Source organism: Massilia glaciei (assembly GCF_003011895.2).
Classification (GTDB): domain Bacteria; phylum Pseudomonadota; class Gammaproteobacteria; order Burkholderiales; family Burkholderiaceae_D; genus Telluria_A; species Telluria_A glaciei.
On sequence record NZ_PXWF02000239.1, the window covers coordinates 1 to 13,579 of the forward strand.

Annotated in this window: 13 protein-coding genes and 2 tRNA genes; 6 read left to right on the forward strand and 9 right to left on the reverse strand. The window is 65.0% G+C overall.

Annotated elements, in window-relative coordinates; genetic code table 11:
• A partial coding sequence (locus tag C7C56_RS15050) for a hypothetical protein (RefSeq protein ID WP_146204495.1) occupies positions 1 to 239 on the reverse strand: 239 nt, incomplete at its 3' end.
• A 343-nt stretch (positions 240 to 582) separates the two neighbouring features.
• Between C7C56_RS15050 and C7C56_RS15055 the strand changes: the two genes are divergently transcribed.
• Positions 583 to 1,452: a type VI secretion system protein TssA gene (locus C7C56_RS15055; RefSeq protein WP_106758196.1), complete on the forward strand. Its 870-nt coding sequence runs from the start codon at positions 583 to 585 to the stop codon at positions 1,450 to 1,452.
• Positions 1,453 to 1,753: 301 nt separating this feature from the next.
• Here C7C56_RS15055 and phaP read toward each other — a convergent pair whose 3' ends face one another.
• From phaP to C7C56_RS15070, 3 genes are all read right to left on the reverse strand, one after another.
• A complete protein-coding gene (gene phaP / locus C7C56_RS15060) occupies positions 1,754 to 2,317 on the reverse strand; it encodes a TIGR01841 family phasin (protein WP_106758197.1) in 564 nt (187 codons plus the stop codon).
• A gap of 131 nt (positions 2,318 to 2,448) precedes the next feature.
• Entirely contained in the window at positions 2,449 to 2,655 is a 207-nt protein-coding gene (locus C7C56_RS15065) for a hypothetical protein (RefSeq protein ID WP_106758198.1), read from the reverse strand.
• 37 nt (positions 2,656 to 2,692) lie between these two features.
• Positions 2,693 to 4,636 (reverse strand): GAF domain-containing sensor histidine kinase, encoded by a 1,944-nt coding sequence (locus tag C7C56_RS15070; RefSeq protein ID WP_106758199.1) that lies wholly within the window; start codon positions 4,634 to 4,636, stop codon positions 2,693 to 2,695.
• Positions 4,637 to 4,847: 211 nt separating this feature from the next.
• Between C7C56_RS15070 and cueR the strand changes: the two genes are divergently transcribed.
• Positions 4,848 to 5,261: a Cu(I)-responsive transcriptional regulator gene (gene cueR, locus C7C56_RS15075; protein ID WP_106758200.1), complete on the forward strand. Its 414-nt coding sequence runs from the start codon at positions 4,848 to 4,850 to the stop codon at positions 5,259 to 5,261.
• 232 nt (positions 5,262 to 5,493) lie between these two features.
• Here the strand turns inward: cueR and C7C56_RS15080 are convergent.
• Positions 5,494 to 5,578, reverse strand: a tRNA-Leu gene (locus tag C7C56_RS15080).
• 119 nt (positions 5,579 to 5,697) lie between these two features.
• Positions 5,698 to 5,782: transfer RNA gene (locus tag C7C56_RS15085), tRNA-Leu, on the reverse strand.
• A gap of 347 nt (positions 5,783 to 6,129) precedes the next feature.
• Between C7C56_RS15085 and rnr the strand changes: the two genes are divergently transcribed.
• The 4 genes from rnr (at position 6,130) to C7C56_RS15105 (ending at position 11,038) form a co-directional block, all read left to right on the forward strand.
• Entirely contained in the window at positions 6,130 to 8,598 is a 2,469-nt protein-coding gene (gene rnr / locus C7C56_RS15090) for a ribonuclease R (protein ID WP_370660211.1), read from the forward strand.
• 41 nt (positions 8,599 to 8,639) lie between these two features.
• Complete coding sequence (rlmB, locus tag C7C56_RS15095) at positions 8,640 to 9,383, forward strand: 23S rRNA (guanosine(2251)-2'-O)-methyltransferase RlmB (protein ID WP_106758202.1); 744 nt, start codon at positions 8,640 to 8,642, stop codon at positions 9,381 to 9,383.
• 199 nt (positions 9,384 to 9,582) lie between these two features.
• Complete coding sequence (gene cysE, locus C7C56_RS15100; protein WP_106758203.1) at positions 9,583 to 10,320, forward strand: serine O-acetyltransferase; 738 nt, start codon at positions 9,583 to 9,585, stop codon at positions 10,318 to 10,320.
• 28 nt (positions 10,321 to 10,348) lie between these two features.
• Positions 10,349 to 11,038, forward strand: coding sequence for a YceH family protein (locus tag C7C56_RS15105; protein WP_106758204.1), 690 nt, complete (start codon positions 10,349 to 10,351; stop codon positions 11,036 to 11,038).
• Positions 11,039 to 11,180: 142 nt separating this feature from the next.
• On the opposite strand, the gene C7C56_RS15110 is transcribed toward C7C56_RS15105, so the two are convergent.
• The 3 genes from C7C56_RS15110 to C7C56_RS15120 are packed head-to-tail and all read right to left on the reverse strand — an operon-like array spanning position 11,181 to position 13,395.
• Complete coding sequence (locus C7C56_RS15110; RefSeq protein WP_106758205.1) at positions 11,181 to 12,176, reverse strand: hypothetical protein; 996 nt, start codon at positions 12,174 to 12,176, stop codon at positions 11,181 to 11,183.
• On the reverse strand, positions 12,173 to 13,030 hold the full coding sequence (locus C7C56_RS15115; RefSeq protein WP_106758206.1) for an ABC transporter ATP-binding protein: 858 nt from the start codon (positions 13,028 to 13,030) through the stop codon (positions 12,173 to 12,175). The genes C7C56_RS15110 and C7C56_RS15115 overlap by 4 nt, the downstream gene beginning before the upstream one ends.
• Entirely contained in the window at positions 13,027 to 13,395 is a 369-nt protein-coding gene (locus C7C56_RS15120) for a GntR family transcriptional regulator (protein WP_106758207.1), read from the reverse strand. The genes C7C56_RS15115 and C7C56_RS15120 overlap by 4 nt, the downstream gene beginning before the upstream one ends.
• Positions 13,396 to 13,579 lie beyond the last annotated feature (184 nt).

Here is a 13,579-nt window from a genome sequence, read left to right on the forward strand (position 1 = left end):
GCGAGCGCCGCGACCGGCGGTGCCGCGCGCGGCGCCGCCCCATGGCCGGTCTTTACCAGCACCAGGGGCGGCAAGGGCTCGTCGTCTGCCGCGCCCAAGCTTGCCAGGGCGCCGGCGGCCGGCGCGTGCGGCGCGAGCGCCGCGGCCCGGGGCGGCTCGTCAACCGCCGTATGGCGTGGCATTGTGGCATTCATGTGCACCAGCCAGCCCAACGCGCCGATCAGGAACATGATCAGCACGCAGCCGCCGCCGACAAAAACGCGGCGGTTGAACGGGTCGCCACCGTAGGCCCTGCCGCGGCTGAGGCGGCCACCGGTGGGAAATGCGTGTGGCCGTGTTGGACGGCGCTGATGTTGGTCTGTTGGCTGCACCACTTGTCTCCTCAGTTTGTGGAACCTAGGTTAGAAAGACTGGCGAAAGCCATGCTGATTTTTATCAGGCGTGTGACGGTATGGGGGGCGGGCGGGCGCCGGCGCCGGTATTGTTCATCGGAAACAGACAGCGTTCTTGAGTGGGCGCAAATCCGGACCGCTTGGGCGGTCGATGATGGTGGCACCATCCGCGCCCCCTGAAAGGAAGACCATGTTCACCATCGAGCAGTTGCTCGCGCCGCTCAGCAGGGACCACCCTTGCGGCGAAGACATCGCCTTCTCGCCCGAGCTCGACGCGATCGCGCTGGCGCGCCGCAGCGACCTGCGCGCCGTTGGGACGCGGCCCGACGCCGACTGGGATTTCGTGGCGCGCCGCTGCGCCCAACTGATCAGGCTGCGCAGCAAGAACCTGAAGCTCGCGGTCTGGCTGACCGAGGCGGCCGCCATCAACGCGGGCATGCGCGGCCTGGGCGACGGCCTGTTGTTGGTGGCCGGTTTGTGCGAACGCTACTGGGACAGCGTGTTCCCCTTGCCCGACGAGCAAGGCTGCGAGCTGCGCATCGGCCATCTATGCTGGATCGCCGCGCGCACGCCGCAACTGCTGGCCGCCATCGCGGCCGGGGCCGGCCCGGCCTTCGGCGCCGGCGCCCGCCCGCCCCACGAAACCCGCTTGCTCGACGCCTGCCACTGCATGGGTGCAATCACCGAACTCGAACGTGTCATCGACGCGCGTCTCGGAGCGGCGGGGCCGAGCATGAGCGCCGCCCAACGGTCCCTTGAACGCATGATGCCCGCGCTGACGGCGGCGGCGCGCGCGCAGCCAGAAGGTCCGGCTTCGGCCCCGGTGGCCTGGGCGCCGGCACAAACGCGCGAGCACGCGGTCGCGCAACTGCGCGAGGCTGCTGCGTTTTTCCGGCGCACCGAGCCTGATAGCCCGGTCGCCTACCTGGCCGAAAAGGCGGCCAGCTGGGGCGAGCAGCCGCTGCACGTGTGGTTGCACGGGGTGGTCAACGACCCGGCGGCGTTCGCGCAACTGGCGCGCATGCTCGACCTTGGCGCCGACGCCAAGCCTTCGCATTAGCAACGCTTAAGGTGGGCCGTGGGTAGGTTGGCCGTGGGCCCGGACGTCAAAACGGGCCGCAAGCGGCCCGTATTTGTGTGGTGCGGCAAGCGCGTCGCGCGCCTGCGTCATTTCGCTTATCTTTTGCTCACTTCTAGGAGGCTGTCGGACTTAGGATCGTCGGCTGCAAAAAGTGTCGGACGGTCCATATTTCGCCGCTTTCTCGGCCAATAGCTCGCTATTGGCACTGCGAAATCGCCAAAATCTGTCCTCGCCCGTCACTTTTTTCGCTTCGACTCCCTAAGTCCGACAGCCTCCTAGCTTATTTTTTGGCTTTAGGCGCCTTGGCAGCAGCGCCCGGCGCGACCTGGGCGCTGGCTTTGGCCACTTGCGCCTCGACCACCTGGACCGCTTGGCGCGTCGCCTGGGTCACCTGCTCGTAGCCCTGGAAGGCGTTGTCGATCGCGGTCTTGATGATGGCCACGGCGTTCTCGGAGCCCGGCTTGACGTTTTGCGTCACATCGTAAATGAGGGCCGACAGGGTGCTCTTGGCCTCGGCCATGTGGGTGTCGGCGGCCTGCGTGAATTCGGTGCGGATGTCTTCGATGATGTCTTTGAGCTGGCCGCCGTAGGCGACCGCGCCTGCCATGCCGGGTTCGGCGTGCGCCGCCAGCGATGCCATCGCCTCTTTCGGATCCTTGGCCTGGCTCATCTCCTTGCCCGCGGCGATGGACGCCTCTGCCGAATTTTTTGCCGTTGCCATGTTCAGGGCGACCACCTGTTCGACGCCTTGCACCGCTTTGCTGGTGAGCGCGTTAAACGTCATCATCTGGAGTTCGAAAAGCGTCTTGGTGGCGGATGCAAATTGTTCGGGATTTGTAAACATGTACTTCTCCTCGGTGTGGATGAATGCAACGGACGGTCTCTGGTTTTTTTGGCTGTTCTGGCTTTTATGTCTCTTATGTCTTTTTCTGTCTGCTTGCGACTATATGGAATTCAAATTCGTTATTTCAATCATTATTTAACAGCTGACAATATAACGCATTGGCTATTTTTATAGGGGCCGCTTGCGCGCACCCAGCCGGGCCCGAGCGGGGACTGCGAGCAAACCCGCTTGCCGTCGAGTTTGCTGACCCAGGCATACCACGGCGCCGGCGCGGCCGCGCCCGCCAGGCAGGCAAAGGCGAGGGCGGCTCCGATGATGGTGTGGGGAAGGTTTTTCATATGCTAATGCCCGAGCATAGACTGTTCGCCGCGCAAGTCAATAGCCACCCGCAAGCTGTTTTGCCTCGGCCTTGGCCTCGGCCTCGGGCTTGGCGTGCGCCTTTGCCTCCGCCTTGGCGCCGGCCGGCGCCTCCACGCCCGCGCCGGCCTCGGCAATTTGCGGCGCCACCGGGGGCAGCACGAGCGTGAAGGTGCTGCCTTTGCCCGGTTCGGTTTGGAGCTCGATGCGCCCGCCCAGCACGCCCGTGACGATGTTGTGCGCCACGTGCAGGCCCAGCCCCGAGCCGCCCAGGCCGAGTTTGGTGGTGTAGAACGGGTCGTAGACGCGCGCGGCGAGCTCGGGCGCGATGCCGGCGCCGTCGTCCTGCACCGCCAGCGCGATGGCGCCGTCGGCGCGGCGCGCGGCCGTGATCCGGATGGTGCCGCCGCGCTCGCCCTCGAAGGCGTGCAGCATGCAATTGTCGAACAGGTTGGAGACGACCTCGGTCAGCGGCCCGGGGTAGCTGTCCATCGCCAGTGCCGGCTCGCTCGTCGAGAGCACCGTGATCGGGCGCTGGCGCGCGCTCACGCGCAGCGGCGGCAGCATTTCGCCGAGCAGGTCGCCGAGCATGAACGCGCGCCGCTGCGAGGCCGACTGGTCGACCCCGATCTGCTTGAAGGCGGCCACCAGGCTGGCGGCGCGCTGCAGGTTGCGAACGAGCAATCTGCCGGCCTCGTCGGCCTGGGCCAGGTAGACGTCGAGCGTGGAGCGGCGCAGGCCGTGCGCCAGGTCGGCCGTGAGCACGCGCGCGCGCTCGGCCATGGTGGTGGCCACGACCAGGCTGTTGCCGAGCGGCGTGTTGAGCTCGTGCGCGACGCCGGCCACCAGGCTGCCCAGCGCGGCGAGCTTGTCGCGCCGCACCAGTTCGTTCTGGGTGGTCGACAGCGTGGCCAGGGTCTGGGCCAGCTCGCGGTTGATGTGCTCGGCGTGCTCCTTGGCCCGGGTCAGCTCGCCCGTGCGCTCGCTGACGAGTTCTTCGAGATGCTCGCGGTGGCGCGCCAGTTCGCGTTCGCGCCGGGTGCGTTCGATTGCGATGCCGGCCAGATGGGTGGCCACGCCGATCAGGCGCGTGTCGTCGGGCCCGGGGCTGCGCCGTTCGCGGTAGTACATCGCGAACGAGCCGAGCACCTGGCCCTTGCCGACGTGGATCGGGGTCGACCAGCAGGCGCGCAGGCCGTACGGTTCGACCAGCCCCGTGTAGCCCGCCCACAAGGGGTCGCCCATGATGTCGCTCACCACCACCATGTCTTTGCGGAACATCGCGGTGCCGCACGAGCCGGCCCTGGGGCCGATCTTGAGGCCGTCGAGCGAAGCCATGTAGGCCGCCGGCAGGTTGGGGCCCGAGGCCGGGCGCAGCGTCTCGCCGTCTTCGTCGAGCAGCAGCACCGAGCACAGCACGCCCTGCGACTGGCCTTCGATCAGCAGCATGAGCTGGTCGAGCGTCGCGCCCAGCGGCGCGCCGAGCGCGATCATTTCGAGCAGCCGCGACTGGCCGTTGACGAGCGCCTCGGCCAGGCTGCGCTCGGTCACGTCGATAATGCGCAAATGCATCAGGCGGCGGCCCGGCACGGGCAGGCGGACCATGCGCAGCTCGCCCTCGAACGCGCGGCCGGCGGCGGTGAGGAAGGTCAGGGCCGGCGCGGCGGTCTCGCCCTCGCGCGCCTGTCCGAGCAACTCGGTGACCACGTCGGCGCAAGGTCTTGCGCCGCCCTGTCGGGGCGGACACAGATCGACGAGGCTGCGGCTGAGCAGGGCGGACCCGGACATGCCGAACATGGCCTCGGCCTTGAGGTTGGCGTCGATCAGCCGGCCGCTGTCGAGGTCGACCAGCACGACCGCATCGGGCGAGTGCGCGAGCATGGCGTGATAGTTCACTTCGAGCGCGTGCACTGGCGCCGACGGCGCCGGATTTGCGGGGCCGTGGTTTGGGGCGGGCTGCATTGCGGGGGCTTGCATAATCCAAGTGTAGTACTAAAGGGGCGCGCCGGGGGCGAAATTTGGCATATTGTGCTTACCAGCGGTGCGTAGTGCGGTGCGTACCTTCGGTGCGTAGCTGCGGTGCGTGCCTGCGGTCGTGCCGGCCGGCGCTTCCACGGCAGACCCGGAATCGAGGCACAATACGGCTATTGCGAACAGGCGGAGGCGGGCGGTGATGTCACACAATATTGCACACAATATCGGCGAGGCGGCCAAGGCCTCGGGCGTGTCGGCCAAAATGATCCGGCACTACGAATCGATCGGGCTGACGGCGCCGCCGCCGCGCTCCGGTGCCGGCTACCGGATCTACGGCGAGAAGGAGGTCAAGATCCTGCAGTTCATCCACCGCGCGCGCGCGCTCGGTTTTTCGCTCGAGCAAATCGGCGCCTTGCTGGCCCTGTGGAACGACAAGCAGCGCGCCAGCGCCGACGTACAGGCGCTGGCGCGCGGGCACATCGCAGAACTCGAGCGCAGGATCAACGGCCTGGCGGCGATGCGCCGCACGCTCGAGGCGCTCGCCGGTTCCTGCCATGGCGACGCGCGCTCGGACTGCCCGATCCTTGACGACCTTGCCGCCGCGCCGCGGTAATCACCAACGACAGCGCACAGCGCAGGCAACGACAGCGCACAGCGAAGGCAACGACAGCGCACAACGCAGGCAACGACAGCGCACAGCGAAGGCAACGACAGCGCACAACGCAAAACGCCGCAATCCTTTTGCAAAGATTGCGACGTTTTGGCCAAACCCGACAACTGTTTGAAACTCCTGCCTGCTGCTGACTGCTTGATGCTAACTTCTCTGCGGAAATCAATCCGGTAGATGGTGCCCACGGAGGGACTCGAACCCCCACACCTTACGGCACACGGACCTGAACCGTGCGCGTCTACCAATTCCGCCACGTGGGCACTGGAACCGCTTTGCTGCCACTGCTTCAAACTAAAACGCCGCAATCGAAGATCACGGCGCGCTAATGTGATTCCTGCTGTGATTCCTGCTTGGTACTCACCGTCAACTAACCGGGGAGTGGTGCCCACGGAGGGACTCGAACCCCCACACCTTGCGGCACACGGACCTGAACCGTGCGCGTCTACCAATTCCGCCACGTGGGCATTGAACCTGCTTCGCTGCTTTTGCTACTGAATGCCGACGTTTCCAACGACATCTGCTATCATACAAGCCTTTGAAGTTTTGCGCCAGATTAACTTTCCAACCTTGGCACCGACTTCGACTGCTGGTACGCCGCATTTTTCCCTCGCTTCGGCTTGCCGCCGCCGCGAGAGACCAAAATTATAGCGGAACAATTTGAAAACGCAAAGCGCTTGCCCAAACAATTTTTCGGGGCGTCCGGCGCGTGCACGCCAAGTTAGGCGAATCACACGGTCCTCCGTTACACTACGCATATCACCGTGTCAATTTTCACCGTGTCAGTCGCCCCCATGGGCATTCGCCAAGGGCGCTGCCAAAAACAATTATAGAAACTCATTTGAACCAAATTACTCACACCATTCCCAGCCGCGAGGATATTCTCGGCATTTTCCGCAGTGCGGCCGCGCCAATCGAGATCGAAGCGCTGGCGCGCACACTGGGCGTCCAAACCGAAGCCGTCGAGGTGCTCACGCGCCGCCTGAACGCGATGGAGCGCGACGGCCAGCTCCGCTCGGACCGCAACGGCACCTACGAACTCGTTGACGAAACCGGCTTTGTGGCCGGCAAGGTCACGGCCCACCGCGACGGCTTCGGCTTCGTCGTCCCCGACGACGCCAGCGAAGACCTGTTCCTGTCCGAAAAAGAGATGCAGAAGGTCCTGCATGGCGACAAGGTGCTGGCCAAGATCACCGGCACCGACCGCCGCGGCCGGCGCGAGGGCACGATCGTCGAGGTCGTCTCGCGCGGCAACACGCACGTGATCGGCCGCCTGCTCAACGAGGGCGGCGTCTGGATCGTCGCCCCCGAGGACAAGCGCATCGGCCAGGACATCCTGGTCGCTGGCTCGCCCGGCAAGGCCAAGGCCGGCCAGATCGTCAGCGTCGAAGTGATCGACCAGCCATCGCGCTTCAAGCAGCCCACCGGCCGCGTGGTCGAGGTGCTCGGCGAGCTCGACGACCCCGGCATGGAGATCGAAATCGCCGTGCGCAAGTTCGGCGTGCCGCACATCTTCTCGGCCGCGGCCCTCAAGTCGGCCGCCAAGCTGCCCGGCGAGGTGCGCGACATCGACCTCGAAGACCGGGTCGACCTGCGCGACGTGCCGCTCGTCACCATCGACGGCGAAGACGCGCGCGACTTCGACGACGCCGTCTATTGCGAGCCGGTCAAGGTGGGCAAGGCCAACTGCTTCCGCCTGATCGTGGCCATCGCCGACGTGAGCCATTACGTCAAGCCGAACGACGCGATCGACATCGACGCGATTGAGCGCAGCACCTCGGTGTATTTCCCGCGCCGCGTGATCCCGATGCTGCCCGAGAAACTCTCGAACGGCCTGTGTTCGCTCAACCCGGCGGTCGACCGCCTCACGCTCGTGTGCGACGCCGTGGTCTCCGACAAGGGCGAGGTCAAGGCCTACCAGTTCTATCCGGCCGTGATCCACTCCGCCGCGCGCCTGACCTACACCGAGGTGGCCGAGATCGTCGGCAACACCGCCGGCCCCGAGGCGGCCAAGCGGCCGGCCATCGTGCCGCACCTGCTCAACCTCAACGACGTCTACCACGCGCTGCTCAAGGCGCGCATGGAGCGCGGCGCGATCGACTTCGAGACCACCGAAACCTACATCGTCTGCAACCCGCTCGGCAAGATCGAAAAGATTATCCCGCGCACCCGCAACGAGGCCCACAAGATCATCGAGGAGTGCATGCTCGCGGCCAACGTCTGCGCCGCCGACCTGCTGATCCGCCACAAGCATCCGGGCACCTACCGCATCCACGCCACGCCGACCAAGGAGAAGCTCACCCAGGTGCGCACCTTCCTCAAGCAGGTCGGCCTGAACCTCGACGGCGGCGACAAGCCGTCCGCGGGCGACTACGCCGCGCTGATGCGCGTGGTCAAGGAGCGTCCCGACGCGCAACTACTGCAAACCATGCTGCTGCGCTCGATGCAGCAAGCCGTCTACAGCCCCGACAACATCGGCCACTTCGGCCTCGCGTACGAGGCCTACGCCCACTTCACGAGCCCGATCCGGCGCTATCCCGACCTGCTCACGCACCGCGCGATCAAGGCCATTCTGCTGGGCAAAAAGTACGAACCGAAGGGCATCGACCTCAAGTCGCTCAACACGACCGTCTCCAACGCGACGCGCAAGCAGCTGGCCAAGGACACCGCCGAAGGCAAGCAAAAGCAAGCCAAGGACCTGACCATCTGGGACGCGCTCGGGGTGCACTGCTCGGCCAACGAGCGGCGCGCCGACGAGGCCTCGCGCGACGTCGAAGCCTGGCTCAAGTGCTTCTTCATCAAGGACAAGCTCGGCGAGGAATTCACCGGCGTGGTCTCGGGCGTGACCACCTTCGGCATCTTCGTGCAGCTCGACGCGCTGTACGTCGAGGGCCTGGTCCACATCACCGAACTGGGCACCGACTTCTTCCAGTACGACGACGCGCGCCACGAGCTGCGCGGCGAACGCACCGGCAAGCGCTACCAGCTGACCGACCGCGTCACGGTGCAGGTGTCGCGGGTTGACCTCGAGGCGCGCAAGATCGACCTCGTGCTCGCCGGCGGCAGCGTCTCAAGCGACACGGGCGCGGGCAAGCCCAAGAGCGCGGCCGCCAAGGCGCTCGAGGCCAAGCCGGGCAAGTCGCGCAAGCCGACCGTCAACACGGCCGGCAACAGCGCGCGCTACGAGCTCGACACGAGCGCCGAGAACAATCCAAAGGGCAAACGTTCGAAGGGCGGCGCCGCGCCAAAACCGGTTTCAAAAACCAGCAAGAAGAAGCGTTAAGTTAAAGAAAAAAGTTAAAGAAAAAAGTTAAAGAAGAAAAGATGAAGAATAAAATGATATTCGGGTTCCACGCGGTGACCTCGCGCTTGCGTCACGAGGCTTCGTCGGTGGAGGAGATTTTTGTCGACGCCACGCGCCAGGACCGGCGCATGCACGATTTGGTGGCCAACGCCAAGTCGCTCGGCGTGCGCGTGATGCCGGTCGACTCGGCCCGCCTCGACAAGATCGTCGGCACCCGCCGCCACCAGGGCGTGATCGCGTTCGCGAGCGAACTGGCGCTGGCGCGCAACCTCGACGAGCTGCTCGACGCGATCGACGGCCCGCCGCTGCTGCTGATCCTCGACGGCATCACCGACCCGCACAACCTGGGCGCCTGCCTGCGCGTGGCCGACGGCGTCGGCGCGCACGCGGTGATCGTGCCCAAGGACCGCGCAGTCGGCCTCAACGCCACCGCCGCCAAGGTCGCCAGCGGCGCCGCCGAGACCGTGCCCTACATCACCGTCACCAACCTGGCGCGCACCATGCGCGAACTCAAGGAGCGCGACATCCTGCTGATCGGCACCTCCGACGACGCCGACCGCGGCCTGTACGAGGCCGACTTCTCGGGATCGGCCGCGCTCGTGATGGGCTCGGAGGGCGAGGGCATGCGCCGCCTCACGCGCGAGACCTGCGACGTGTTGGTCGGCATCCCGATGTTCGGTTCGGTCGAGAGCCTGAACGTGTCGGTCGCCTCCGGCGTGTGCCTGTACGAGGCGCGCCGCCAGCGCATGGCGCGCGAGGGCTGATTTTCGATTGGAAGCAAGGCGCTTGGCCGCAATCGCAGTCGAGCAAAAAGAGGGTTGGAGTTTTTTCGCGCAGCGAAAATGACTCCGACCCTTTTTTTGCGGTCCGAAGTCCATGGCCGCGATTGGCTTTGACCTGACCCCGGCAAGCCTCGCGCGAATGCGCTACCATGGCTCTCCAACAACTGTATTTGGCTGTCTTATGTTCCCCAACCTGAGTGACGATATCAAGAGCATCATCAAGCGCGATCCCGCGGCCCGCAACACGTGGGAGGTGATCACTTGTTACCCGGGTTTCCAGGCCATCATGATGCACCGCTGGGCGCATTTCTTCTGGGGCGCCGGACTCAAATGGATCGGCCGCTTCATCTCCTATCTCGCGCGCATCGTCACGGGCATCGAAATCCATCCCGGCGCCACCATCGGCCACCGTGTGTTCATCGACCACGGCTTCGGCGTGGTCATCGGCGAGACCGCCATCGTCGGCGACGACTGCACCATCTACCAGGGCGTCACGCTCGGCGGCACCACGCTCACCAGCGGCACCAAGCGCCACCCGACGCTCGAGCGCGGCGTCATCATCGGCGCCGGCGCCAAGGTGCTCGGCGCGTTCACGGTTGGCGAATACGCCAAGGTCGGCTCGAACGCGGTCGTCGTCAAGCCGGTGCCGGCCGGCGCCACCGCGGTCGGCAACCCGGCCCATATCGTGCGGAAAGACCTGGACCTGCGCAACGCGCAGTTGTTCTCTGCCTATGGCGTCAGCGCCAACGGCGACGACCCGCTGTCGAAGGCGCTGCACAACCTGATCAACCACGTGGCGCGCCAGGACGAGCAGATGGAGTGCATACTGGCAACGATCAAAGAGGCCGGCATCGCCTGCTCCGGCATCCCCGGCTGCGACAAACTCGACTCGGTCGAGCTCAACAAACTGGTCGAATAAACTGGCTGTACAATACAAGGAAAGATTAATGACACTAGAAGCAAACGGCACCACCGACCTGCTGGCCGAATTCGATGCTTTCGAAATCCGCGTGCTCGCGGTGCTGGCCGAAAAAGAGGCGCTCACGCCCGACAACTATCCGATGTCGCTCAACGCGATCACCAACGGCTGCAACCAGCTCTCGAGCCGCGACCCCGTCATGCAAATTTCCGACGAGACGGTGCAGGATGTGCTGCAGCGGCTCATGCAGCGCAAGTTCGTCAACGGCATCACCCAGGCCGGTGCGCGCGTGACCAAGTACGAGCACCGCCTGCGCGTCAAATGGTCGCTCGAGCAGGACAAACTGGCCGTGATGGCGATTCTAATGCTGCGCGGCCTGCAGACGGCCGGCGAGATCCGCACCCGCGCGGGCCGCGTGCACGACTTCAAATCGGTGGCCGACGTCGAGACCGCGCTGCAGTTCCTGATGGACAAGTACCCGCCGCTGGTGTCGCGCCTGGCGCTCGCGCCCGGCACCAAGGAGCCGCGCTACGGCCATCTGCTGGCCGGCGAGGCCGCCCTGGCGCAGCAGGAGACCGCGGCAGGCTACGCCGGCTCGCTCGCGGCGCCGTCGCAGGGCGGGCGCGTCGGCCAGCTCGAGCAGGAGGTGGTGTCGCTGCGGCGCGAGGTCGACCTGCTCAAGGAACAATTCGAAAGCTTCCGCAAGCAATTCGAATAAACCGCGCGGTACCGGAAAGCAAAAGCGCCCCGCGATCGTCAAGACCGCGGGGCGTTTTTTTGCTTAATGGTGTTTACGGAAACCTGCCTTGCAAGGCAGGTCCGTTACGCAGGGGCGTGGCAATGCCACCCCAATTCCCTGCTCACCCTTCGTCCCTCCAGCGACGCAGACGCGTCGCCACGAACAGCATGGCGACACCGGCGGCCACGCCGATCCACACGTTCGGTCCGGCCAGCGTCCTCCACGATTCAAAGAAGATTGTTCCCATCTCGGCGCCGTGGCCGGAGCTTGGGACAAAGCGCTCGGGCGTGATGCGCTCGAAACCGAACCACGCGCCGGGCACCAGGCCGAACAGGCCGCGTCCGATGATGTTGGTCATGAACCAATCCATATTGACCGCGATGCCGGCCGTCCAGCTGGCCCACTTGATCAGCAAGGCGGTGAGCAGCGGCGCGCCGACGGCCCACAGGAACACTTTGGAACGGGCCCACGCCGACACCATCATCAGCCAGCCGATCGTCGGCAGCGCCCACAGCGCATACACCGGCAGCAATCCCACCAGCCGCACCGGGGTCAGGTACACGTCGGCGTTGCTGAGCGCGGTGCCGAAGGCGTTGATGCCCTGGAATGCGAACACCAGGCAGGCGATCAGGAGCAGGGCCAGCGAGGCCGCGGTCGCGACGCCGAGCGTGATCAGCGGCGCCACCACGATGATGGTGGCGACCTTCGAGAGCACCGTCATATGGTCCGACAGCGGCAGCGACTTCCAGAACAACACGCTGCGGTCGCGGCGCTCCTCGTACAGCGCGCCAAGGCAATAGAAGAAGGCGATCACGGCCAGCATCAGCAGCAGCGGGACGGCCGCCAGCATGACCATGCTCGACATCGTCTCGACCAAATTCGTCTTGTCGGCCTGCTGCATCTTTTGCAGCTCGGTGGCGATGGTCGTCGTCGACTTCGTCATGCTGGTGCCGTCGGCATGGCGCGTGATGACGGTGTCGGCATGGTTGACGGCCGCATAGGTGAACATGCCGCCCAGCAGGACCACCATCGCGATCCCGACCACGATCGGCGCCCACACCAGCGCGCCCTTGTGCTCCCAGAACTCGCGCCGCAATAACCATTTCATCGTTTTCATGCGTAGCTTCCTTTCATGGTCGCGACGAACAGGTCGGCGACGCTTGGGTTTCTTGTTTCACCGAGTGCCTCGAGCTGGGCCCGCGGGACGCCGTCGAACAGCATCACCGACTTGCCGAACACGCTGCGCTGGTCGATCGGCTGCAGCGCGTTGGCCGCGTTGACCTTGTCGGCCGGAACCATCACCTCGGTGTAGCGCTCGCCGACCTCGTCCATCGACACCGACAGCACGATCTTGCCGTCGCGGATGAACATCAGGTCGGTCAGGATGTGCTCGACCTCCTCGACCTGGTGGGTGGTGATGACGATCGTCTTTTTCTCGTCGAAATAATCCTCGAGCAGGTTCTGGTAGAACTGCTTGCGGTAGATGATGTCGAGGCCGAGCGTGGGCTCGTCGAGCACGAGCAGCTTGGCGTCGATCGCCATCACGAGCGCGAGGTGCAGTTGCACCACCATGCCCTTGGACATCGACTTGACCATCATGCCGGGCGACAGTTTGGTGTTGGCGAGGTAGCGTTCGGCCTTCTTGCGGTCGAAGCGCGGATGCACGCCGGCCACGAAGTCGATCGCGTCGCCGACCTTGAGCCAGCGCGGCAGGATGGCCACGTCGGCGATGAAGCAGACCTCCTGCATCAGCGCGTCGCGCTGGGTGCGCGGGTCGAAGCCGAGCACCGACAATTCGCCGTCGAACGGGATCAGGCCCAGCGCGGCCTTGAGGGTGCTGGTCTTGCCCGAGCCGTTGGGTCCGATCAGGCCGACGATGCGCCCGGCCGGGATCTCGAAACTGATGTTGTCGACCGCGACAGCTTTGCCGTAGTGCTTGCTCAAGCCCCGGGCCGAGATCACGGCGCTCATGCCGCACCGCCCGGCTGGGTGCTGCGCAGCAGTTGTTCGACGTCGAGGCCGAGGCGGCGGATGCGCTCGACCATGGCGGGCCATTCCTCGCGCACGAAGCGCTCGCGTTCGCTTGCCAGCAGTTTCTCGCTGGCGCCTTCGGTTACATACATGCCGATCCCCCTTCGTTTTTCTACAAGATTGTCGTCCACGAGTTCCTGGTAGGCGCGTGAGACGGTTATTGGGTTCAGTTGGTACTCGGCCGCCACCTGGCGCACCGAGGGCAGGGGGTCGCCCGCCTTGAGCGCGCCGTCGAGCATCATGCCGATGACCCGGTCCTTGAGCTGGCGGTAGATTGGGGTGTTGTCGTTCCAGCCGATCGTCATTTTTGACTCTCCTGGGCAAACCGTGAAGCAGGTTGATACATGATGCCTCCCTGGTGGTGAGGTGATTGGGTATTGAGGTGGTGATGTAGTTAACTATAACACCGTTCTAATTTAAGTCAACAGATTTATTGTCGATTGTCCAGTCGGGAAAGTGTTTCCAATTTGCAACGCTCTAGGCGGAACG

Bases quoted from the DNA above. Each gene is read 5' to 3' on its own strand.
- C7C56_RS15055 (WP_106758196.1), top strand. From the start codon at position 583: ATGTTCACCATCGAGCAGTTGCTCGCGCCGCTCAGCAGGGACCACCCT.
- phaP (WP_106758197.1), bottom strand. From the start codon at position 2,317: ATGTTTACAAATCCCGAACAATTTGCATCCGCCACCAAGACGCTTTTC.
- C7C56_RS15065 (WP_106758198.1), bottom strand. From the start codon at position 2,655: ATGAAAAACCTTCCCCACACCATCATCGGAGCCGCCCTCGCCTTTGCC.
- C7C56_RS15070 (WP_106758199.1), bottom strand. From the start codon at position 4,636: ATGCAGCCCGCCCCAAACCACGGCCCCGCAAATCCGGCGCCGTCGGCG.
- cueR (WP_106758200.1), top strand. From the start codon at position 4,848: ATGTCACACAATATTGCACACAATATCGGCGAGGCGGCCAAGGCCTCG.
- rlmB (WP_106758202.1), top strand. From the start codon at position 8,640: ATGAAGAATAAAATGATATTCGGGTTCCACGCGGTGACCTCGCGCTTG.
- cysE (WP_106758203.1), top strand. From the start codon at position 9,583: ATGTTCCCCAACCTGAGTGACGATATCAAGAGCATCATCAAGCGCGAT.
- C7C56_RS15105 (WP_106758204.1), top strand. From the start codon at position 10,349: ATGACACTAGAAGCAAACGGCACCACCGACCTGCTGGCCGAATTCGAT.
- C7C56_RS15110 (WP_106758205.1), bottom strand. From the start codon at position 12,176: ATGAAAACGATGAAATGGTTATTGCGGCGCGAGTTCTGGGAGCACAAG.
- C7C56_RS15115 (WP_106758206.1), bottom strand. From the start codon at position 13,030: ATGAGCGCCGTGATCTCGGCCCGGGGCTTGAGCAAGCACTACGGCAAA.
- C7C56_RS15120 (WP_106758207.1), bottom strand. From the start codon at position 13,395: ATGACGATCGGCTGGAACGACAACACCCCAATCTACCGCCAGCTCAAG.